Genomic DNA, 16291 nt, shown 5'->3' on the forward strand with positions numbered 1-16291 from the left:
TGACCCTCGGAGCCCGGCAGGTGGGCTATCCCATGACCGCTCGGGCTGCGTCGAGGAACGCCAGCCGGTTGTCCTCCAAGTAGTCCCGCAGGCTCTCGCCGTCGGGCAAGCCTTCCCACACCGTCCGGTTGAGGTCGAGGAAGTACGCACGGGCCGCGTCATGTACGGGCAGCGCGAACTGGATGCGGATGAGCCGCTCTGCGACCCACAGCCTGTTCATGACGCCCTGGGTCGTGACGAACCAGGCGTGGGTATCGTCCCACTCGGCAGGCCGACTGAACGCGGAGCGTTCGGCCTCGGCCGCCACCTCGATGAACCGCTCCAGCAGCGCCAGCCGTTCCGCGCGCCGAGCCTCTGACAACGCGCTCTGCTGCCGCTGCTGTTCAGCACGTTCCGCTGACAACTGGGTCCTGTGCTGGACGAGGTAGGACAGCATGCCGCCGAGGACAACGCCGCCCACCGATATGAGGGACACCCAGACCTGACCTAATTCCTTGGTAACGGGCCGCGGGAGCCGGGGGTCGCCACCAGTCCGTTCGAGCGCCGGGGGCCGATGTCCATCTCTCATCCCGGCCTTCCACAGTGCAGGTGGTGGCAGCTTCGCGGGCACCGACCGTACGCCTGGAGCCGTCTGGGCACTCGATCCCTTTATCCAGAGCGGCGGCGTTCGGTGTCTTCGAGGCCGTCACCGTCAGCACTGGCCGCTTGATCACTCGTTGGTGTTGGTGGTGCGAGCCCGCCGCACGGTGACCTCCTGATAGTCCAGAGCCGTCAGAGCTCCCGACGAGACCGGGGCCCGTGGGGTGCGCTGGTGCCACGAACGGCTAGTGAGGTGGCGGACCGACCGGATGGTTGAGTCCTGGAATTAGGTCGCTGCGTGGCCCGCATGCGCTCGCAACCAGCGCAAACACTGCATCTCTGGGGAGGAAAGAGTTGATCTACTGCGGCATCGACTGGGCGGAGAGGACACACGACGTTGCCTTGGTCGACGACACCGGCCACCTACTTGCGAAGCGACACATCACCGACGACGCGGCCGGCTACAGGAGCCTGATGGACCTGCTTGCCGAGTACGGCGACACGGAGGAAACCCCGATTCCGGTTGCGATAGAGACCTCCCGCGGTCTGCTGGTCGCGGTGCTGCGGGCAGGCAAGCGGAAGGTGTTCGCGATCAACCCGATGGCTGCCGCCCGCTACCGCGACCGGCACGCGGTCTCCCGCAAGAAGTCCGACCCCGGCGACGCCCTGGTCCTGGCGAACATCCTGCGCACGGATATGCCTGCCCACCGGCCGCTGCCGAACGACAGCGACCTGGCCCGCGCCATCGCCGTACTGGCCCGCGCTCAGCAGGACGCGGTCTGGAACCGGCAACAGGTCGCCAACCAGCTTCGCTCGCTGCTGCGTGAGTACTACCCCGCCGCTCTGGAGGCCTTCGCCAAGTGGGACAACGGCTTGTGCCGACCGGAGGCCCGCGAGCTGATGAAGCTCGCGCCGACACCGGCCAAGGCCGCGAGCCTGACTCGCACCCAGATCACGGCGGCTCTCAAGCGGGCGGGCCGCAAGCGCGGCATCGCGGCGGACGTCGAGCGGCTGCGCGAAGCATTCCGCACCGACTGGGCCCGTCAGCCCGAGCTTGTCGAGGACGCGCTCGGCAAGCAGACGCTCGCCCTCCTCGGACAGCTCACAGCCGCCTGCACCGCCGCCGCCGACCTCGCCCAAGCCGTCGACGAGGCGTTCCCACAGCACCCAGACTCCGAAATCATCCTCAGCTTCCCCGGCCTCGGTATCCAGCTTGCCGCCCGGCTGCTGGCCGAAATCGGAGACGACCGCACCCGCTTCGCGGACGCCCGCGGCCTGAAAGCCTACGCCGGCGCCTCACCTGTCACCCGGGCCTCCGGCAAGAAGTCCAGCATCACCAGACGATGGGTGAAGAACAACCGACTCAACCACGCCGGCTACCTCTGGGCGTTCTCAGCAATCACTGCCTCGCCCGGTGCCAAAGCCCACTACCGGCGGCGACGTGACGACCACGGAGACTGGCACGCCGCTGGCCAGCGCAATCTGTTCAACCGGATGCTGGGCCAGCTCCACCACTGCCTCAAGAACCGCCGCCTGTTCGATGAACGCGCCGCGTTCCCGGTGCCGCAGGCCCCAGCACTGGCGGCGGCATAGGTGATCCCGCTCACGACTCACAGCCCCCGGAGGTCGCTCCGCAGCGTGCTTGAATCACCGGATGATCGACTGGTCCACACTCCACGACGCCTACGGCCCGGCACACGCGATACCCGGGCTGCTGGACCGAGCCATCGGTCTTGACCAAGAGGCCATCAACGGGCTTTGGGGGCGCTTGTGCCACCAGGGGACGATCACCCCGGCGAGCATCGCTGCACTGCCGCAGCTGGCGGACATCGCGAAGACCGAGGGCGCCGGGGATTGGGCGCTCGATCTGGCCGGAGCCATAGCGGGTGGCCTCCTTCAACCTCACGGCGCCGACGAAGAAGTCGCTCGTTGTGCTGCGACCTTGGCCGAGCTTCGCGCCATGGCCGCCGCCCGGCTGCGGTCTGGCCTGAACGGGAAGATCTACCTGAGCCGACTGCGGGCCATGCTTGCGTTCGACGGCCAGATCTTGTGGTTCGAGGCCCTGGACGACTTCACCGATTCCTTCGTCACTGTCGCTTGTCCGCACTGCGACGCACCGGTGACGATCGCGGTCGGCGACTACGGCTGCTACTCCTCGATCCGCGACTGGAATCGGGGAGATGTCCACCAGGTCCCCCTCCGGCCGGCCGTACCGCACGAACTGACCGGCACCGGGATGACGCTGTACGAGACGGCCGTACGGGATGGCCAACAACGGCTCGCCTGGGGCCTGACGCACCTGTTCGGCAAAGCCGAATGCCCAGGATGTGGGAGCGTCTTCGGCATCGCAGACGAGTACGCGGCGGCCAATGCACCCGCCCCATGGGACTTCGCCCGAGGTCATGCAAAAGACGCTCTCTGAGGACCACCGGCAGGACCCTCGAAATCGAACAGCGAGCTCGTGCCTGCTGTCCCGACTTGACGGCTTGGCGCCGTGAGGTGTCTGGATAGCCCCGTTCACCGGGCTGAGCCGTGGACGGCACCCTGGTCCCGACTCGGGACCACGCCGTGGCCGCCCAGTCGAAGAACTATCGGTACTCCACCAACCACCAGGTCGTCGTCGACGCCGACACCCTCCTGATCGTCGTGGTGGGCCGGCCGCTTACCGGAAACCGAAACGACTGCAAGGCATGGGAAGAATCCGGCGCCAAAGCCGCAGTCGGCAAGACACTCACCATCGCCGACGGCGGCTACAGTCCACCACGCCATGCTCGGCCTAGCCCGCATGTACAACCTCGCCCTCGCCGGATAGGCGAGACAGCGACCGGCCCCGCCTGAGGCGACTCACAATTCATTTACGGGACAGCCCTTAGCCTCGCTGTTTCACCGCGCTCGCAGCCTTCCTGCTCGCCCGGCCTTGATCAGTTTTGCTGTGAAAGACCCAGTTCGGACAGATCACTGTAGAGGCGGTTCAGCGCGTACGCGCCCAGGCCGAGGCCCTGGTCGATTCGGCGTCGTGCGGCTGGGTTTCGGTAGTGGGGCTCCAGCAGCAGGAAGAAGTCCTCTGCGTGTTGTTCGTCGATTTCGGAGTGGAGGCCGTAGTGCATCAGGTCGGCTTGAGCGACCCAACCGCGGTTCACAGCCGCGTTGCCCGTGATGGCCGATACCGAGGCGAATGCGTACTCGATCGCGCCCATGCAGCCGATTCCTACCTGCGGGTCCTCCCACGTACACACCGCACTGAGAACGCTGTTGTACGCGTGGACGGCCGGCATCATCGTCAGGCCGTTCAGCCGTACCGTGTCGCTGCCGATGCTGGCCAGAAATCCGCGGAATGTCTCGTGATGGAATTCCTGAGGGCGGAATCCGCCATGTTCTTCCACGACATTGCCCAGGATGCCGATGCGATCCGCGGGGTGCTCGATCCGGGACACCAGCGCAGCCATCGGGCGGGCGAAGTAGGTGACGGCGAAACCTAGTTGCTCCTGGCTTGCGCGGAAGCTCTCCAACGACATGCTTCCGTCCACCAGCGTTCGGAAGTACGGATTGTTCAGGACACCGGTCTCGGTCACGATGTGCTTGGCGCGCGCTGTCACCAGCGGGGCCTTGGTTGTCCGCAGATGGGTGGTCACGGTCGTTTCTCCTGGCGTGTTGTTCCTGAGCGCGGCTCGATGCGGGACCGGCGGAGCCCCTCTGATCGCCGGTGCCGAGTGGAATCAGCACCCGACGGCGAGGGGCTCTGGACGAGTGGACGTTGTCCGGTTCTGTCGGCTCAGGAACGCAGGGGTCCCAGGAGGCGGTGACCTCGGTCGTTCGGGTCAGTACTGCTGTGGAACACGCGAATGGCGTCTCTCAGCTCGTCAGTCGAGATGGAGCCGGAGTTGTCGGTGTCGATGTCGGCGAACGACACGTCGATGTCTTCGTCGCTCAGCGCGAAAGAGGACTGAAACAGGCGCTTGAACTCGGACTTGTCGAGTTCGCCGTCTCCGTCGACGTCGGCGGTGGCCACGAAGACCTTGGCGGACGGCGTGACAATCCGCGCGTAATCATCCGGCTTGTCCCCCAGGCTGACAAACCCGGCCAGGAATTCGTCGCGTGATACGACGCCGTCCCCGTCTGCGTCCATAGGGACGAACAATCTCTTCCAGTACTCCAGAAGGGATTTCTGCAGCGCGCTGGCGGGGGCGGTTCCTGGCGTGAGGTTGAATTCCTGCGTTGTGCGGCCCACCCAGGCGTACACGTCGGTTTCGCCGACCCACCCGTCGCGCTCGTGATGGAACACGTTGTAGTAATGCTGGGCCTTGCTGTGGATAATGGATTCTTCCGGCACGCGAAGACCTCGAATTTTATTGTTCGGTGGGTGAATCGGATACCCACCGCGACCCGGTCCACGAGCAATTACTCGTGAGCTCAGGGTGGCAGCGTTTCCCTTGCCGGGCGCCGGTACCAAAGCTTCACCACTCATTCGTGTGAACAGTTCGACCTGGCAGTTTCAGCCCGGTTCACCGGCGGTGGATGTCCTCAAGCAGGTTCGGCATCGCTGTGCGGAATATTTCAGTCTGGTGGTCACCGAGGAAAGAGGTGTGCCCGACAGCTGATAACCAATGGAGCTGCCTCAGCCCAACCGAAACGGCGAGGCCAGGGCCTGTCCGGCCCGGTGGGAAAATCGGTGGCGGGTCGTCGTGGGCCCGTCCTACGATCGTCGCGATGACGACGACTCACTCTGTTCACAGATTGGGGGACCCGTCCGCGCAAGGTGAGTGCTGATGCTCACCTCGACAGCGAACGGGGCCTCCCGCCTCTCCCTCTGGCTGCGCGTGCGCGAGTTCGCCGTGCCGCCCACCATGATCGAAACCGCTACCGCGCGCCGCCTCAGCGGCGACTGGGCGGGAGCCTGTGCCGCCGCCGGGATCGACGTCGACCTCGACCTCCGATCCCTGGCGCGCGCCCACGGCCCGGAACTCGCCCGCCAGGTCCGGGGCGACCTGCGCCATCTGGCGCCCGATCTGCTGCGCTGGCACCTGCCGCGGATCGCTCCCGACGGACTGCTGCGCCCGGGCCTGACCGTCGCACTCGCCCGGTACGGGCAGGACGGCCCGGCCGGCGCGGAGCCGGCGCCGCACCTCGTGGTGCGGACGCCGCCCGCCTGGGCGGACGCCGGTCAGCGGATCAGCCTCGCCTGGTGGGACGGTCACACGACCGGGCCCGGCCCCGGGAGCGGTGCCGCGTCGCGGCATCCGCATCCCCACCCCAGCCGACGGTTCCGGTTCGACCTGCACCGCCATCTCTGGGACGCCCGCAGGGCCGGCGAACTCCGGTCCCGGTCGGGGGACGGCCGCGCCACCGCGCCCGCCCCCGGTCCGGTGGAGCCTCCGGCGGAGCGATCGACCGGACCCCTGCCGCCCGGGCTCAGCTGCGCCGTCGACCGGTGGGCGGCCGAGGCCGAGCTCCTGAACCTCGCGGAGGGCCGGTCCGGCGGGGGCCCCGTCGTGGTGCGGCTCGGCTCCCGGCGGCGGGTGCTCCTGGAACCACTCCCCGACGGCGGGGCGGCGGTCGCTCCGGCGCCTCCGGAGAACCCCGCCGCCACACTGCCGGTGCTGCCCGACGCGGCCACCTGGACCCTGCCCGACCTCGAACTGCTCCGCGCCGGACTGATCGAGGCCGACCGACTGCACCCGCTCGTCGCCGCGGCACTCGTACCGGACCATCGGCCGACCGGCCCGGTCCGGTCACCGGACCCGGCGGGACAGCCGCGCGTCGTGGAGTGCCGGGGCGCCCGGCACCGGATCGGCCTGGTCGACGGCGTCCTGGTCCCCCTGGACCACGAACAGGGCGAGGTCCGACGAGAGGAACTCCTCGCCGCACTGACCGGTACACCGCTGCCGTGCCTCCAGGCCATCGACGAGGCCCACCGCCGACCGGACTGCCTCACCGGGGTCCGCGAACGCCTGGACCACGGGGACACCGCCGGTGCGCTGGCCGTCGTCGAAGGCCTCGTCGGCCCCGACGCCCTGCTGCGCGCCGGCGCCCTGCGCGACGAACTGGAGGCCGCCGCGCAGCGGCGGATCACGTACGGCCTGTACAGGGCGGGCCTCATCGGCCCCGCCCCCGACCGCCTCCTCCCGGGCAACCGCCGCCCCCGCGACCGGCGTTCGCACCCCCGCAACGTGACTCCTCGCTGACCGGGCCGCCTTGGCCCCACCCTCCGCCTCCGCCCTCCCGAACCCTCAGGTGATCACCCATGCCGACGCACACCCTGTACGCCGCCACCCCCGCGCACCCCGCCGAGCACGACCAACTCGACGTCGCCGCCGACCTGTCGGCCCTGCTGCGCGACGCGCGCACCGAGCCGCGCCCCGACCCCCAGCTGGAGGCCCTGACCCTGGCCGTCGCCGCCGACCTGCCCGTACTCCTGTGGGGCGAACCGGGCATCGGCAAGACCGCGGCCCTGACCCAGCTGGCCGCTTCCCTCGACCTTCCGCTGACGACGGTGATCGCCAGCGTCCACGAGCCCTCGGACTTCTCGGGACTCCCCGTCGTCGGCGACGATCCCGCCGAGCAGGGCATCCCCATGGCACCGCCCGACTGGGCCGTGCGTCTCGTGCGCGCCGGGCGGGGGCTGCTGTTCCTCGACGAGCTGTCCACGGCGACCCCCGCCGTACAGGCCGCCCTCCTGCGCCTCGTGCTCGAACGGCGGGTGGGAGCCCTGCGGTTGCCGTCCGGGGTACGGATCGTGGCCGCCGCCAACCCGCGCGCGTCGGCGGCCGACGGCTGGGAGCTCAGCCCGCCGCTGGCCAACCGGTTCGTGCACCTCCAGTGGACGCACGACCACGAGGTGGTCGTCCGCGGCCTCGGCGGGACCTGGCCGCGGGCCACCCTGCCACGGCTCGACCGGGCGAAGCTGCCGGAGGCCGTGGACTTCGCCCGCCGCGCGGTCTGCGAGTTCCTCGCCGCCCGCCCCGCCCTCGTCCACCGGCTGCCGAGCGGGGAGACGCGCCGGGGCGGCGCCTGGCCGTCCCCTCGAAGCTGGGAGATGACCCTCCACCTGGTCGCCTTCGCCACCGCCGCGGGCTCCGCGCGCGACGTACTGGCCCTGCTCGTCAGGGGCGCCGTGGGCGACGGGCCGGGCCTTGAACTCCTGGCCGCCCTGGACCGGATGGACCTGCCGGACCCCGAGACGCTGCTCGCCGACCCCGACAACGCCGACCTACCCGAGCGGGGCGACCTGCGTCAGGCAGCGCTGGACGGCGTCGTGGCGGCGGTCCGCGCGCGCCCGGAGAAGTCCCGCTGGGACGCGGCCTGGGCCCTCCTGGCCCGGGCGATGGAGACCGGGGCGCCCGACCTGCTCGTCGTCCCCGCGACGGCCCTCGCCGCACTGCGCAAGGAGGAATGGGACGTGCCCGCGTCGATCGACCGGCTCGCCGGGGCGGTCTCCCTGTCCCGGCGTGCGGACCGCGCGGCGGCCCGGGTCGCGGTCGCGGAGGAGGCGGCCCGATGACCGGGCGGCGGCGTACACCGAGCGCGGCCTCCGCCTCCCCGGCGGCATCGTCCGTCTCCCCGGCGGCGGCTGCACTCGACCGCGACAAGCTCTTCGCCGCCCGGCTGCACGCCGTACGGGCCCGGCCCTACCTGGCGACCGCCCTCTTCGCCCTCCACGTCGTGGAGTCGCGGCGGGTGCCGACGATGGCCGTCGACCGGTACTGGCGTTGCTACGTCTCCCCGGCCTTCGTCGACCGGATGCCGGTGGAGGAGCTGGCCGGGGTGTGGGTGCACGAGGTGTCGCACCTGCTCCGCGACCACCACGGCCGCGGTGACCGGGTCGCGCGACAGCGCGGTCTGAGCGGCCCGGGCGACCGGCTGCGGATCAACATCGCCGCGGACTGCGAGATCAACGACGACGTGTTCGGCGACGGCCTGGCCCGACCCGAAGGCGCCGTCGACCCGGAGTCCCTGGGGCTCCCGGAAGGGGAGCTCATGGAGGACTACCTCCGTCAGTTCCGGCTCGGCCCGCACCTGGAGAGGGCGGCCTGGCTGGACTGCGGCAGTGGCGCCGACGGCCTGGAGCGGCCCTGGGACCTGGGGCCGGACGGCGCGCACGGCCTCAGCGAACAGGAGCAGGACGCCGTCCGGTTCCGGGTGGCCCAGGGCATCACAGGCCGGCCGGGGAACGCCCCCCGGGGCTGGCGCCGGTGGGCGGCGGAGGCCTTCCACACGCCCCAGCCGTGGCGGGAGCTGCTCGGAGCGGCGGTGCGCTCGGCGGCCACCGGCTCGGGAGCGGGCGAGGACCACACGTACGGGCGGCCCTCGCGGCGCGCGGCGGCGGTGCCCGGAGCCGTTCTGCCCAGCCTGCGGCGCAGACCGCCCCGGGTCTCCGTCGTCATCGACACGTCCGCCTCGGTGAGCGACACCGAGCTGGGCGGTGCGCTCCTCGAAGTCGCCGCGATCTCCCGGGCCGTCGGAGGCCGTCGTGACCTGGTCACCGTGGTCCCGTGCGACGCGGCGGCCCGGATCGCGCACCCGCTGTGCCGCGCCGAAGGCATCCCGCTGATCGGCGGCGGGGGTACGGATCTGCGGACCGGCTTCGCCGCGGCGCTCGCCGCGCGGCCCCGGCCGGACATCGTCGTCGTCCTGACCGACGGCCAGACACCCTGGCCGGAGAGACGGCCGCCGTGCCGGACGGTGGTGGGACGGTTCTCCCGCCCGTACACACCCCGCTGGGACGAGGACGACCCCGACTACGTACCGGACGCGCCGCCCGACTGGGCACGCGTGGTGGACATCGGCTAGCCCCACGTCGCCGCTCCGGCCGCTCCCGCCGCCTCGCCGCACCGCATCGTTTCCACCCGTCGGAGGCCCAGGCTCAGGTGCCCAGCGCCCGTGCCAGGAGTCCGCGGCGGTGGCGGGTGCCCGTCTTCGCGAAGACCGACTTGAGATGGTCCTGGACGGTGTGCGCGGACAGCGACATCGCCAGCGCAGCCGCGCCGGTGTCGGCGCCGTCCGCGAGGTGGCCGAGCAGCTCCGTCTCGCGGCCCGTCAGGCCGTGGGCCCGGCAGAACACGTCCAGGCGGTCGGCCGGGGTGGTCTCCTCGATGGTCACGGCGATCTCCCGATCGAGCGGTGTCGGCCCTTCCGCCCCCGGACCGTCGTCGATGCGCGCCGCGCGCAGTGTCAGCCAGAGGCCGTCGGCCAGGTGCACGCGCGCGCGTGCAGGGTTCGGGTCGACGCCCGCCTCGCGGGCGAGCAGCTGCGCGGCCACGTTGTACGCGGCCGCCGGGATCGGCGCCCGGCCCTCCTCCGGGGGGATCAGGCCCGCCAGATAGGCGGGGGCCCCGGGCGTCTGGCCGCGCACCCGCAGGTCCGGGGAGAGCAGCAGGACCAGCGGGCCCGGCCGGTCCGCCCCCGGCGGGCGGGCCGGGAACGCCTCGGCCTGGGCGCGCCGGAGGGCCTCCGTGACCGGCCCGGCGACCGCGTCCAGGTACGCCAGGTCCGCCGGGCCGAACTCCGCCCCGTACCGCCACAGATCGAGGAAGCCCCAGCAGCCGAAGCGGTCCCTGAACACCGCCGAGGCCACGTCCCGCACCCCCGCGGGCCGCAACAGCTCCTCCCACAGCGGCCCCCGCTCGCCCTCCGGCAGACCGCTCAGCGCGGCGGCGCCCGCGAGGGACGTCCAGCGGTTCGCGCGCGTCAGGTACTTGAGCCGGATCAGCCGGGGCAGTTCCGGCAGGACGGGGACCCGTGCCACCGGCGCGCACCCCACCGAGGTCACCGGGTCGGTCAGCAGGAACGCGAAGGCCTCGGCCCCGAGCAGCGCCCGGAACTCCCGGAGCAGTCGGACCCGCAGCGCGTGGGCGTCACCGCCGGAAGCGCCGGAAGCGCCGGTCGCGTCGGTCGCGTCGAACCTGCCGGATCCGCCGGACCTGCTGGGCGCGCCGGACCCGCTGGCCGAACCGGTCGAACCCGTCGCGCAGATCCGCAGGACGCGCTCGCGGGAGCGGGCGTGGGCGGCGGGAAGGGCCATGCGCGGAGCGTACGGGCCGATACCCCAGAGATCTGGGATGTACGCGACGCGATGCCGCCGTCCACGCTGGAAGCGTTCCCCCGGACCCAGGGAGGAGGAGCCGTGATCACCCTGCACATCGAACACCCGATCACCGACTACACCGTGTGGAAGGCGGCGTTCGACCGCTTCGCCGACGCCCGCAGAGACGCCGGCGTCCTCCGGCACCAGGTGCGCCGGCCCGTCGACGACCCCGCCTACGTCGTCGTCGACCTGTCCTTCGCGACAGCCGAGCGCGCCGAGGGCTTCCTGGAGTTCCTCCGCACGCGCGCGTGGGCGAGCCCCGCACGGGCCCCGGCGCTGGCCGGCACGCCCGTCACCCGGGTCCTCGCCACGGAAGAGGAGGAGGATGAGGAGGAGACGGAGGCAGGGGAGGGGGAAGCAGAGAGGGAGGGGACCTGACCTACGGAGCGGGGCCGCAGGGCCGATTCCCCCGGACCGATTCCCCCGGACCGGCTCCCCGGAGCGGCTTCCGGCGTAGCCTGAGCGCCATGAGGCAGGACGCCGACCCCGGGCTCTTCGGGCCCCGCTCCGTCACCTGGCAGCTGCACGGCGACCCCGTGATGTGGATCGCCGGGGTCCGGGCCCTCTGGCTTCAGGCACTGCACCCCGTCGCCGTCCGTGGCGTCATGATCAACAGCAGTTTCCGCGAGGACCCCTGGGGCCGGCTCATGCGGACCGCGAACTTCGTCGGGACCCTGAGTTACGGGACCACCGACGCGGCGGAGGCGGCCGGCGCCCGCGTCCGCAGGATCCACCGGCTGCTCGGCGTCGACGACCCCGAACTCCTGCTCTGGGTCCACTGCGCCGAGGTCGACTCGTACCTCTCGGTGGCGCGCCGCTCGGGCATCCCGCTCACCGACGCCGAGGCCGACCGCTACCTCGACGAGCACCGCGTCTCCGCCCGCCTCGTCGGCCTCGACCCGGAGACCGTGCCGGGCTCCGTCGCCGCTCTCGACCGTTACTTCACGACCGTGCTGCCCCGGCTGGCCGCCGGACCCGACGCGCGGACCGTGGAGGACTTCTTGCGCCGTCCGCCGGTGAAACCCGTCCTGATACCGGCGCGCGAAGTGATCTGGCGGCGCGTGACAGCGCTCGCGTACGACACTCTGCCCCCCTACGCCCACGCCCTCTACGGCAGGCCCGCCCCGGCGGCCGGGACCGTCGACCGACGGCTCGTCGCGACCGCCAACCTCCTCCGGTGCATCCCCGACCGCCTGCGCTGGCGGCTGCCGCCCCGGCACATCCTCCGGGCCGTGGAACGCCTCGGTCAGGACACCCGCCCCGATCCCGACGCCCGCCTCGGGACCCGGGGCCGGCCGGGTGCCGGCACCCCTTCCGGTCCCTGACACGCGACCTACCCGTACCCACTGTCAGAGGCTGCGGCCATACTGGACATGTCGGGGAGGGTGCACGGAAGCGACGGGGGCGACACCACACGATGGGGGACAGCGGGCTGATCCAGGGCCGGTACCGGCTGCACGAGGTCATCGGCCGCGGAGGCATGGGCGAGGTCTGGCGTGCCACCGACGAGGCACTCGGGCGCGGCGTCGCCGTGAAGTGCCTCAAACCGCTCGGTCCGCAGCACGACCCGCACTTCCTGTCGGTGGTCCGCGAGCGCTTCCGGCGCGAGGCCCGCGTCGCCGCCGCCCTCCAGCACCGGGGCATCACCGTGGTGCACGACTTCGGCGAGTACGACGGCGTGCTCTACCTCGTCATGGAGCTCCTGGAGGGACGCAACCTCAGCCAGCTCCTCGCGGCCAACGCCCAGCACCCGCTGCCCGTCCAGGACCTCGTCGAGATCGCCGACCAGGTCGCCGACGCCCTCGCGTACACGCACCGCCAGGGGATCGTCCACCGCGACCTGAAGCCCGCCAACATCATGCGGCTCGCGGACGGGACGGTGAAGATCTGCGACTTCGGGATAGCGCGACTCGGGACGGACATGGGCTTCACGTCCAAGCTCACCGGGACCGGCATCGCCATGGGGACGCCCCACTACATGTCCCCGGAGCAGATCGGCGGCGGCGAGGTCGACCACCGCAGCGACCTCTACTCGCTGGGGTGCGTGCTGTACGAACTGGCCACCGGCGCCCCGCCCTTCGACCTGGGCGACTCCTGGGCGATCCTCATCGGCCACCGGGACACGGTGCCGAGCCCGCCGCGCTCCCACCGCGCGGAGCTGCCCCCCTACTTCGACCGGATCGTCCTCGACCTGCTCGCCAAGGTCCCCGAGGAGCGGCCGGCCGATGCGGGCGACCTGCGGCGCCGGATCGTCTCCGGCCGCTTCGCCCCGGCGGCCGTCCCGGTTCCGGCGACGGGCCCGGGCACCGGCCACGGCACGGAGCTCGCGGAGACCGCGCCGTACCCGGTGCCGGTAGCTCCACGACCCGGCGGCACCGGCGCGCCCGCGCCGGCGTGGGCCCGGGAGATGCGCGGCGGACACCGGCCCGGGGCCGCGGACGCTCCGGCCGGCACCGCCACGGCGCCGCGTCCGGTCGCCCACGACCCGGCCGCGGCCGTGCTCACCACCGAGTGGACCACCGCCACGCGCGCGTCGGACGCGAGCTCGCTCGCCGACGAGACGACCGCCCCCGCGCCCGCCCCCGGGCCCACCGCCGAGCTGCTCGCCGTCCTCGCCGGCCGGTACCGCGCCGGGATCGGCCTCGGCCGGCTCGACCGCTGGGACGAGGCCGAGTCGGTGCACCGGTCCGTCGCCGAGCACCGCGCCCGCGTCCTCGGCGAGGACCACCCCGACACCCTGACCAGCCGTTACGAGGTCGGTTTCGCGCTCGCCCGGCTCAACCGCCCCGCCGACGCCCTGGACGTCTTCGACCGGGTCGCCGAGGGCCGCGCCCGGGCCCTCGGCGCCGACCACCCCGACACCCTGGCGGCGCGCCAGGAGCGGGCGTACGCGCTGGGCCGCCTCGGACGGCACACCGAGGCGTACGAGCTGTACGTCGCCGTGCTCGCCGCCCGCGAGCGCACCGTGGGTCCCGACCACCCCGACACCCTGCGCTGCCGCCACAACCTCGCCTTCACGCTCGGCCGGCTGGGCCGCCTGGAGGAGTCGTACCGTGCGGCGCACGAGGTCGTCGAGGCCCGGGCCCGGCTGCTCGGCGAGGACCACCCCGACACGCTGGTGACCCGCCACGAAGTCGCGTACACCCTGGGGCGTCTCGGACGCGGGCAGGAGGCGCTCGCCCAGTACCGCGCGGTGGCCGACGCGCGCGCCGCGGCCCTCGGCGACGACCACCCGGACACCCTGACCGCCCGCTACGAGACCGGGGTCTGCCTCGGCCGCATCGGGCAGGCCGCCGACGCGCTCGACGTCTGCCGTGACGTCATCGCCGCCCGCACGCGCGTGCAGGGCTCCGACGGACCCGAGACCCTGCGCGCCCGCCACGCGCTCGCGGTCAACCTCGGCCGGCTCGGGCGCTGGGCGGAGGCGCTCGACGAGTCAGAGAGCGTCCGCTCCGCCCGGAAGCGCGTCCTCGGCCCCGACCACCACGACACCCTCCTGAGCCACCGCGAGACCGCCGTCGCCCTCGGCCGGCTCGGCCGCTGGGAGGAGGCCCTGTCAGCTCACCGGGCCATCGCCGCCGTCCGCGCCCGGGTCCTTGGCCCGGACCACCCCGACACCCTCGCCGGTCTCGACGACGAGGCCCAGTGCCTGGAGCGCCTCGGCCGCCCCGCGGAGGCCGCCGCCCTCCACCGGGGCGCGGCCGGCCTGTCCGCCTCGGACGCGCCGTGACCCGGCAGCCGGGTGCCGCCGTGAGCCCCGGCGGCCGGCTGCGGCCGTGAGACGGCGACGCCCGGGCTGTGCGGCGCGATCTCGGGCGGGGACACGTACCGGCTCGCTGCCGTAGCGCTCCCTGGGAGCTCCGAGGGCTCCCCGGGTGCTCCGAGGGCTCCCCGGTCCTGCCTCTTCCCCGGCCCGTCGAGGCCGTGTGAGCATGAGCCATGACCGTCCGTGATCCGCTTCCCGGCGTCCCCACCGCACCCCGCGCGTACGACGCCGTCGTCGTCGGCGGCGGCCACAACGGCCTCGTCGCCGCCGCCTACCTGGCCCGGGCCGGCCGGTCCGTCCTCGTCCTTGAGCGGCTCGGCTCGACCGGCGGGGCCGCCGTCTCCACGCGGCCCTTCGCCGGGGTCGACGCCCGGCTCTCCCGGTACTCGTACCTCGTCTCGCTCCTCCCCGAGAAGATCGTGCGGGAGCTGGGGCTGCGCTTCGCCGTACGGAAACGGTCGGTCTCCTCGTACACGCCGAAGGGCGACAGCGGCCTCCTCGTCGGCGGAGGGCCCGAGCGCACCCGGGCCTCCTTCGCCGCGCTCACCGGCTCCCACCGCGAGTACGAGGCCTGGCAGGCCTTCTACGGCCGCACCGGCCGGGCCGCACGCCGGATCTTCCCCACCCTCACCGAGCCCCTGCCCACCCGCGCCGCGCTCCGCGCCCGCCTCGACGACGCCGAGACCTGGCGGATGCTCTTCGAGGAACCCCTCGGCGTGACCGTCGAGCGGAGCTTCGCCGACGACCTCGTCCGCGGAGTCGTCCTCACCGACGCGCTCATCGGCACGTTCGCCGACGCCCACGACCCCACGCTCCTCCAGAACCGCTGCTTCCTCTATCACGTCATCGGCGGCGGCACCGGCGACTGGGACGTCCCCGTCGGCGGCATGGGCGCCCTCACCGACGCCCTCGCGGACGCGGCCCGCACCGCCGGGGCCCACGTCCTCACCGGTCACGAGGCCACCCGCATCGAGACCGACGGCCGCCGCGCCGCGATCACCTACCGCACCGCCGACGGCGAGGGCACCGTCGAGGCCGGTCGGGTCCTCGTCAACGCCTCTCCGCAGGAGCTCGCGGCCCTGCTCGGCGAGACGCCCCCGCCGCCCCCGGAAGGCGCGCAGCTCAAGGTCAACATGCTCCTCACCCGGCTGCCGAGGCTCCGCGACCGCTCCGTCGACCCGCGCGAGGCCTTCGCCGGGACCTTCCACATCGCCGAGGGGTACGGGCAGCTGGCCGCCGCCCACGCCGAGGCCGCCGCCGGCCACCTCCCCTCGGCCCCGCCCTCCGAGATCTACTGCCACTCCCTGACCGACCCCACGATCCTCGGCCCCGAGCTCGCCGCCCGCGGCCACCAGACCCTCACCCTCTTCGGGCTGCACACCCCCGCCCGGCTGTTCGCCGCCGACAACGACGGCACCCGCGCCGCACTCCTCAAGGCGACCCTCGCCCAGCTCGACGCCCACCTCGACGAGCCGATCGCCGACTGTCTCGCCCTCGACGAGGACGGCCGCCCCTGCATCGAGGCGAAGACCCCGCTCGACCTCGAACGCGAGCTGCGGCTGCCCGGCGGCCACATCTTCCACCGAGACCTCTCCTTCCCGTACGGGGACGGGGACACCGGCCGCTGGGGCGTCGAGACCCGCCACGCCAACGTGCTGCTGTGCGGAGCGGGCGCGATCCGGGGCGGGGGAGTCAGCGGCGTCCCCGGCCACAACGCCGCGATGGCCGCGCTGGGGCGGTGACGGAACGGCGGTGACCGGGCGCCGGTGACCGGACGGCGGTACCGGACGGCGGTGACCGAGCAGCGCGCCCAGGTTGACGCCGACCCGCTCCCCGCCAGGGGCGTGAAGCTGATCTGCGAGCGC

13 protein-coding genes and 1 pseudogene are annotated in these 16291 nt (G+C 72.6%); 10 read left to right on the forward strand and 4 right to left on the reverse strand.

Features of this window, described 5'->3' with window-relative positions; genetic code table 11:
- Window positions 1-25: 25 nt before the first annotated feature.
- On the reverse strand, window positions 26-436 hold the full coding sequence (locus ACZ6K0_RS23580; protein ID WP_469230163.1) for a hypothetical protein: 411 nt from the start codon (window positions 434-436) through the stop codon (window positions 26-28).
- Between the two features lie 497 nt (window positions 437-933).
- Here ACZ6K0_RS23580 and ACZ6K0_RS23585 point away from each other — a divergent pair, with 497 nt between their 5' ends.
- The 3 genes and pseudogenes from ACZ6K0_RS23585 to ACZ6K0_RS23595 form a co-directional block, all read left to right on the forward strand.
- Window positions 934-2172: an IS110 family RNA-guided transposase gene (locus tag ACZ6K0_RS23585; RefSeq protein WP_469230165.1), complete on the forward strand. Its 1239-nt coding sequence runs from the start codon at window positions 934-936 to the stop codon at window positions 2170-2172.
- Between the two features lie 61 nt (window positions 2173-2233).
- On the forward strand, window positions 2234-3001 hold the full coding sequence (locus ACZ6K0_RS23590) for a hypothetical protein (RefSeq protein WP_469230167.1): 768 nt from the start codon (window positions 2234-2236) through the stop codon (window positions 2999-3001).
- 110 nt (window positions 3002-3111) lie between these two features.
- Window positions 3112-3378: pseudogene (locus ACZ6K0_RS23595) on the forward strand (transposase); the annotation flags it as partial.
- Window positions 3379-3500: 122 nt separating this feature from the next.
- Here ACZ6K0_RS23595 and ACZ6K0_RS23600 read toward each other — a convergent pair.
- Window positions 3501-4211, reverse strand: a complete 711-nt coding sequence (locus ACZ6K0_RS23600) for a TenA family transcriptional regulator (protein WP_469230169.1) — start codon at window positions 4209-4211, stop codon at window positions 3501-3503.
- Window positions 4212-4351: 140 nt separating this feature from the next.
- The gene (locus ACZ6K0_RS23605) at window positions 4352-4909 is read right to left on the reverse strand and encodes an EF-hand domain-containing protein (protein WP_469230171.1); all 558 of its coding nucleotides are present in this window, start codon (window positions 4907-4909) and stop codon (window positions 4352-4354) included.
- A 436-nt stretch (window positions 4910-5345) separates the two neighbouring features.
- Between ACZ6K0_RS23605 and ACZ6K0_RS23610 the strand changes: the two genes are divergently transcribed.
- From ACZ6K0_RS23610 to ACZ6K0_RS23620, 3 genes are read left to right on the forward strand one after another with little or no spacing between them, the layout of a single operon-like run.
- Window positions 5346-6761, forward strand: coding sequence for a hypothetical protein (locus ACZ6K0_RS23610; RefSeq protein WP_469230173.1), 1416 nt, complete (start codon window positions 5346-5348; stop codon window positions 6759-6761).
- A 59-nt stretch (window positions 6762-6820) separates the two neighbouring features.
- Window positions 6821-8077: an AAA family ATPase gene (locus tag ACZ6K0_RS23615; protein WP_469230175.1), complete on the forward strand. Its 1257-nt coding sequence runs from the start codon at window positions 6821-6823 to the stop codon at window positions 8075-8077.
- A complete protein-coding gene (locus ACZ6K0_RS23620; RefSeq protein ID WP_469230177.1) occupies window positions 8074-9366 on the forward strand; it encodes a vWA domain-containing protein in 1293 nt (430 codons plus the stop codon). The genes ACZ6K0_RS23615 and ACZ6K0_RS23620 overlap by 4 nt, the downstream gene beginning before the upstream one ends.
- 73 nt (window positions 9367-9439) lie before the next feature.
- Here ACZ6K0_RS23620 and ACZ6K0_RS23625 read toward each other — a convergent pair whose 3' ends face one another.
- Entirely contained in the window at window positions 9440-10597 is a 1158-nt protein-coding gene (locus ACZ6K0_RS23625; RefSeq protein ID WP_469230179.1) for a helix-turn-helix transcriptional regulator, read from the reverse strand.
- A 102-nt stretch (window positions 10598-10699) separates the two neighbouring features.
- On the opposite strand from ACZ6K0_RS23625, the gene ACZ6K0_RS23630 reads away from it, so the two are divergent.
- The 4 genes from ACZ6K0_RS23630 (at window position 10700) to ACZ6K0_RS23645 (ending at window position 16168) form a co-directional block, all read left to right on the forward strand.
- Window positions 10700-11038, forward strand: a complete 339-nt coding sequence (locus ACZ6K0_RS23630) for a hypothetical protein (RefSeq protein WP_469230181.1) — start codon at window positions 10700-10702, stop codon at window positions 11036-11038.
- A gap of 89 nt (window positions 11039-11127) precedes the next feature.
- A complete protein-coding gene (locus ACZ6K0_RS23635) occupies window positions 11128-11985 on the forward strand; it encodes an oxygenase MpaB family protein (RefSeq protein ID WP_469230182.1) in 858 nt (285 codons plus the stop codon).
- A 92-nt stretch (window positions 11986-12077) separates the two neighbouring features.
- Entirely contained in the window at window positions 12078-14390 is a 2313-nt protein-coding gene (locus tag ACZ6K0_RS23640) for a serine/threonine-protein kinase (protein ID WP_469230184.1), read from the forward strand.
- Window positions 14391-14599: 209 nt separating this feature from the next.
- The gene (locus ACZ6K0_RS23645) at window positions 14600-16168 is read left to right on the forward strand and encodes a phytoene desaturase family protein (protein ID WP_469230186.1); all 1569 of its coding nucleotides are present in this window, start codon (window positions 14600-14602) and stop codon (window positions 16166-16168) included.
- Window positions 16169-16291: the final 123 nt, after the last annotated feature.

Source organism: Streptomyces sp. NPDC042346 (assembly GCF_055581845.1).